Raw genomic sequence first — 4,929 nt, 5'->3', positions numbered from 1 at the left:
TCGCGGACTGGTACCTCGACCGTCATCAGCGGACCGGAGAGTGGCCCACCCTCGCTGACGGCATGACAGCGCACAGCGTGAGCCGAGAGACCATCAAGCGAGCGCTCAAAGCCGCGGACATCGAGCTTCCCCGTGGCCGCAGACAGGCACCCCCGGAAAAGGGCTCACACCGTAGGCAGTAAACGGTTCCCCCCCCCTCCCCTGGCCCCTCCACACTCTTGCGGGCGGGTGCGATCGGTCTTCACATCTCTCCTAGCGGTTCTGGACCACCCCCACGGGAGCACGCTGGCACGTGCAGCTTCCCGAGAAGTCCGTAGGCCCTACGTACCCCACCGGGATGCTTCCCACCGCTCACCGAGCGAGCGCAGCTCGGCCCCTGCGCCCGTGCCCCGCGCGGCCGCGCGTCACGCCTCCGCGACAGACCCCAGCGTCGGTGCGGGTTGGTCGTGCGACCCCTGGACGGGGTCGCCTCTCGACGCTTCGCGTCGATGCCGGGGCCCGACCCGGCCGCGCGTCGTCCCTCCTTTGCGGCCGCGCCCGTGCCGGTCCCCGGCCCCTGCCTCACAGCGCGCTGCATCCTCCTACGTCGGTGCGCTGAGAGACGATGCAAGGTATGATTGTGCGTGACACTACGGGGCGTACCGTTCGTTCCTCACTGCCCCATAGCGTCCCGCACAATCCACCTTGCTCCTACGCGGAGGGCGTGGGCGACCTGGCGGTCGCAGCCCTCGCAGGGGTCGGACGAAAGGGGTCGCCGTGCCGATCGAGGATCGCCCCGACCACGCCGCCGAGGCGGCGTTCAACCCCTATCTGGCGCTGTCTGCGACAGCGGCAGAGGAGCAGCCGGCTGCTCCGCCCACGCGGCCGCGCGCGGGTCGCCCGACCGCCGGCCCCGCGAAGCGCGAGCATCGCGTGGGCCTATCGCTAAGCGACGTCGAGCACGCCGCATGGAGCGCCGCCGCGAAGGACGCCGGGGTCGGCTCTCTGGCCCGCTGGGCACGCGAGCGCGTGACGAGCTCGCTGATTTTGGCGCACCTCGGGCACAGCGACCTCGGGGGCGAAGTCGCCGCGCTGCGCGCCGACCTCGGCCGCGTTGGCAGCAACCTGAACCAGATCGCGCGAGCGCTCAACGTCGCCGAGCGCGGTGGCCCCGACGGGCCGACCGCCCGTGAAGCGCTCGATGCGATCGAGGCTGTGCGCGCTCAGCTCGCAGAGGTGCGCACCTGGACGAGGGAGCACCCGTGATCGCCAAGATCACCCGCGGGACTCGCGTCGGCGACATCGCCGCGTACCTGCACGGGCCGGGCAAGGCTGATGAGCACCAGTACGTCAAGGACGGACAGCGCCACTCCGGGGGCGTGGTGATCGCCTCGACCATCGGCGCGGAGGGCGCCACCGACCCCGCCGAGTGGGCCGCAGACCTGCGCCACACCCAGCAGACTCGGCCGGACATCACCAAGCCCATCTGGCAGACCTCCCTACGCGCCGCGCCGGGCGACCGGAAGATGGACGATCGCGAATGGGCCGACGCCGCCTCGCGCTTCATGGACGAGATGGACGTGGGTGATCGGCCCTGGGTCGCGGTCCGCCACGGTGACGATCACATCCATATCGTGCTGTCTCGCGTCAGCGACGACGGCGAGGTCTGGCACGGGCGTAACGATCGCCGGGCCGCGCAGCGCGCATGCACCGTTCTCGAGGAGGCTCACGGGCTCAGCCAGGCTCCCCGCCGGAAGGTACAGCCGAAGCGAGCTGTGACCACGCAGCGCGAGACCTGGCGCGAAGCAGCGAAGGTCTCCCCTCGGCAGCGGTCGCTACGCCGCAAAGCCCACCAGTTCACGCAGGCCCAATGGGATGCGCTCGACCCCGCCGTGCAGGGCGTCATTCGCACGAACTCACCACAGCGCGTTCCTGGTGCTCACGTGCCCGAGCCCAAGGGGGCGAGAGGGGCTGGACCGGGGCGGGCACCAGCTGCGCAGCAGAGCCAGTACAGGCAGCGGGTCCGCCGGACAGCTGAGCGGCCGCAGGATCGTGGCTACGAGCGGTGAAGCTGCCGAGGGGCTACGCCCCTTGCCTCCGACGTCGATTGGCGCGACCTAACCTCAGCAGCTCCTTGAACCAGAAGAATGAGACCAATAGTGAGGGCAACTAGTCCAGCGACGACTGCGGCGACTCCAAGGATGTCGGTGGATGAACCAGGTGCGCCCCCGTCTAATGCGTCGAAACGGGCAGACGCCCAGACCAGGGATCCGACCAGAATCCCAGCCCCACCAATGGTGACAACTAGCGCGACGATGACTTTTCTCGAGAGCATAGAGACGCCCCTTCCCCATGGGCGGTCGTGGTGACATCGATGTCGTGCCGCCGCTACGGCGAGCATAGGCCGGGCCGCAGGACCACGCAATGCGGGTGAAACGCACCGGAGGGCAGAGTGGCTAGCGATGTGGCTGCCGCGGGGCTCCGCCCCTTGCCTTCGAGGCTGGTGGGGTGCGTTCCAGCGCAGTAGATCAGCAGATCAGCAAGTCAGCACCTCAGTACGTTGGCCGGGCTCCGCCCCTTCATGTTCATGCCCTTACGGATCGACGACGAGGATGATCAGGGCGAGGCCGACTGACTGCTAGCACCGGTCCATCACGCGGCCGTGCGACTAGTTACCGGCCCGTAATGCGTCGCCACCAACCACGCCGGGGTGGTTCAGGTGGTTCATCCTGACCTAGGTCAGTGGACCGGCTGGGTGGTTCATCTGAGCCATGCCTGACCTGCGGTGACCGGTCGTGACCTAGGTCAGGGTGGGTCATTTGGGCGGGCTGACCTAGGTCACTGACCCAGGGGGTTGGACCAGGTGAACCAGCGGTGGACCGGGGTGGTTCGAGCAGGCGCATGGCCTGCTGTAGGTCTGCTATCCGGTCCTGGCGCTCCTGGGCGAGCTGCTCGGCGCTGGCGCGGCGCAGCCGCTCCTGCGCGAGCTCGTGCTCGAGCTCGGTGACCCGATCCGGAGGCGTAGCGGCAGGGGCCGGCTCTTCTGGCTCCTCGTCCCAGTCCACCGCGCCGGGCTGGTAGCCGGCCCCGATCAGATCGTTCACCGGGATGCGCCATTGGCCCTGGCTGGTCTTGTAGGCGTTGGGGAAGTCGCCTGCGGCCAGACGGCGCTTCAGCGTCGAGCGGGACACACCGCACCGCTCCTCGGCCTCGCGCAGCGTCCACGTCGGGCGGGCCATGCCCTCAGACCTCGTCGAGGGGCAGCGGCGGGGCGATCTCCGCCTGGCGCTCGGCCTCGCGCTCCTTGCGCGCCTTGTATACGCGGTAGCGGGTGGCGCGCTCCTTGATCCCGAAGTGCTCGGCGGTCTCGCGCCAGGTGTGCCCCTGGTCGTCGCGGTAGGCCCGGGTCGCCTCGCGCAGCTCCGCCAGGCGCGCGCGGCGGCGCGCCTCCTTCTCGGTGACCCGGTTCCTCATGCGGCGACCGTAGCAACGCGCCGGTGACCCGTTCGGGCGACACGCACGAAAGCGCGGTGCCTAGGCAAACATCTCGCGTAGGGTCAGAGCACCACCAAAAATTGAGCGCCCCACCGGTTGCAGCCGGTAGAGCGCTCGCTTCACCCCGAAGAGCCATTCGGGGAGAAAGCCTAGGGATGAGTCTAACGGACAGCCTGGCCCCGGTCCTAGCGATCGAGAGCCACCCCCGCACCACGGTCACGGACCCGCACGCCCGGCCCGAGTCGCCCGGCATCCGCTCCTCAGGATGGACCGACGAGGACGCACACCACCTCCTCGCCCACCTCGACCGGGACACCTTCCAGGCCTCACCCACGCGCGACTTCTCCCACGCCTGGCGCAAAGACCCCACGACCGGAGAGACCACACCGAAGCTCTACCCCGTCGGGTCACGGCACCTGCAGCGCGCTCAGTACGCCGTGCTCACTCACCCTCAGCGCGCCGCCGTGCTCGTCATCGACCTCGACCACCCCACCGGGGTGCAGGGAGGACAGGTCACCGCGATCCAGCCCAAGGTGCATACCCAGCTCGACCGGCTCGCGGTCGCGGGCTTCGGCCCCTCCTGGGTGGGCGTGAACCCGCTGAGCGGGAAGGCGCAGGCGCTGTGGCTGATCGATCCCGTCTACGCGGCCGAGGGCCGGCGCAGCTCAAACATGGCGCTGCTGGCGGTGGCCACCGATGAGCTGAACGTGGCGCTTGGCGGTGACCGCTCGTTCTCCCACCGCTTCTCCCGTTGGCCGCTGCACAGGTCTGGCGACCCCACCGCCTACCGTTGGCACTGCCAGCACCATCAGGTCGTGCGGCTGCGCGACCTCATCGAACACCTGCGAGAGATGACCAATCGGCCCCAGCACCAGCCACGACCTCAGTACGAGAGCGGCCGCGCCCGTATCGAGGCAGCCCGTCGCGCCACGGCCGAGGCGAAGGCTCGTGCAGCTGGCGAGGATGCTTCCCAGGTCTCTCCGGCAGCCGCAGGAGTCATCGACGGAGTGCGGGTGCTCTGGCAGTCCGACGGCCGCGCGGCCCGCGACGAGACCGCGTTCCGCCACGCACTGGTCACCGGCCACAGGCTCCGCGCGAAGGGCGAGCGGCTCACGGATGCCGCTCTGATCGACGCCTACGAGCAGGCCTACGCGATCGCTCAGGCGGTCGGCGCCGACTACCGCGAGCCCGACATGCCCCCGATGCGCGATCGCCTCACGATGGCCCGCCGCATCCGCAGCTACGTCACCCGAGGCGGGACCAGCACCACCAGCACCGGCTCGCGCACCGACAGCGCCGGACGCAAGGCCCTGGCGACCATGGGCGCACGCGGAGGCAAGACCGCCGCGAAGCGCTGGACCGACCCCGAGAGCGAGTACGCACGCCAGCAGCGCGCGGCACTGGCCGCAGCCAACAAGCGCAAGAGCGTGAGCAGCCGCCGACGTGGCTATGAGA

Annotated in this window: 4 protein-coding genes; 3 read left to right on the top strand and 1 reads right to left on the bottom strand. The window is 69.7% G+C overall.

Features of this window, described 5'->3' with window-relative positions; translation table 11 throughout:
* Positions 1–756 precede the first annotated feature (756 nt).
* Both mobC and ACT3UF_RS19800 read left to right on the top strand, forming a co-directional pair.
* Positions 757–1,245, top strand: coding sequence for a plasmid mobilization relaxosome protein MobC (mobC, locus tag ACT3UF_RS19805; protein WP_181868860.1), 489 nt, complete (start codon positions 757–759; stop codon positions 1,243–1,245).
* The gene (locus tag ACT3UF_RS19800; RefSeq protein ID WP_114359903.1) at positions 1,242–2,048 is read left to right on the top strand and encodes a relaxase/mobilization nuclease domain-containing protein; all 807 of its coding nucleotides are present in this window, start codon (positions 1,242–1,244) and stop codon (positions 2,046–2,048) included. Before mobC ends, ACT3UF_RS19800 begins: the two co-directional genes overlap by 4 nt.
* A gap of 1,174 nt (positions 2,049–3,222) precedes the next feature.
* Here the strand turns inward: ACT3UF_RS19800 and ACT3UF_RS19795 are convergent.
* Entirely contained in the window at positions 3,223–3,453 is a 231-nt protein-coding gene (locus tag ACT3UF_RS19795) for a hypothetical protein (protein WP_114359905.1), read from the bottom strand.
* Positions 3,454–3,629: 176 nt separating this feature from the next.
* Between ACT3UF_RS19795 and ACT3UF_RS19790 the strand changes: the two genes are divergently transcribed.
* A partial coding sequence (locus tag ACT3UF_RS19790) for a replication initiation protein (RefSeq protein ID WP_444608485.1) occupies positions 3,630–4,929 on the top strand: 1,300 nt, incomplete at its 3' end.

The organism is Brachybacterium sp. AOP24-D1-21 (assembly GCF_052378665.1).
Classification (GTDB): domain Bacteria; phylum Actinomycetota; class Actinomycetes; order Actinomycetales; family Dermabacteraceae; genus Brachybacterium.
The sequence above is the reverse complement of the archived record's forward strand: the minus strand, read 5'-3'. Positions and strand labels throughout refer to the sequence as shown.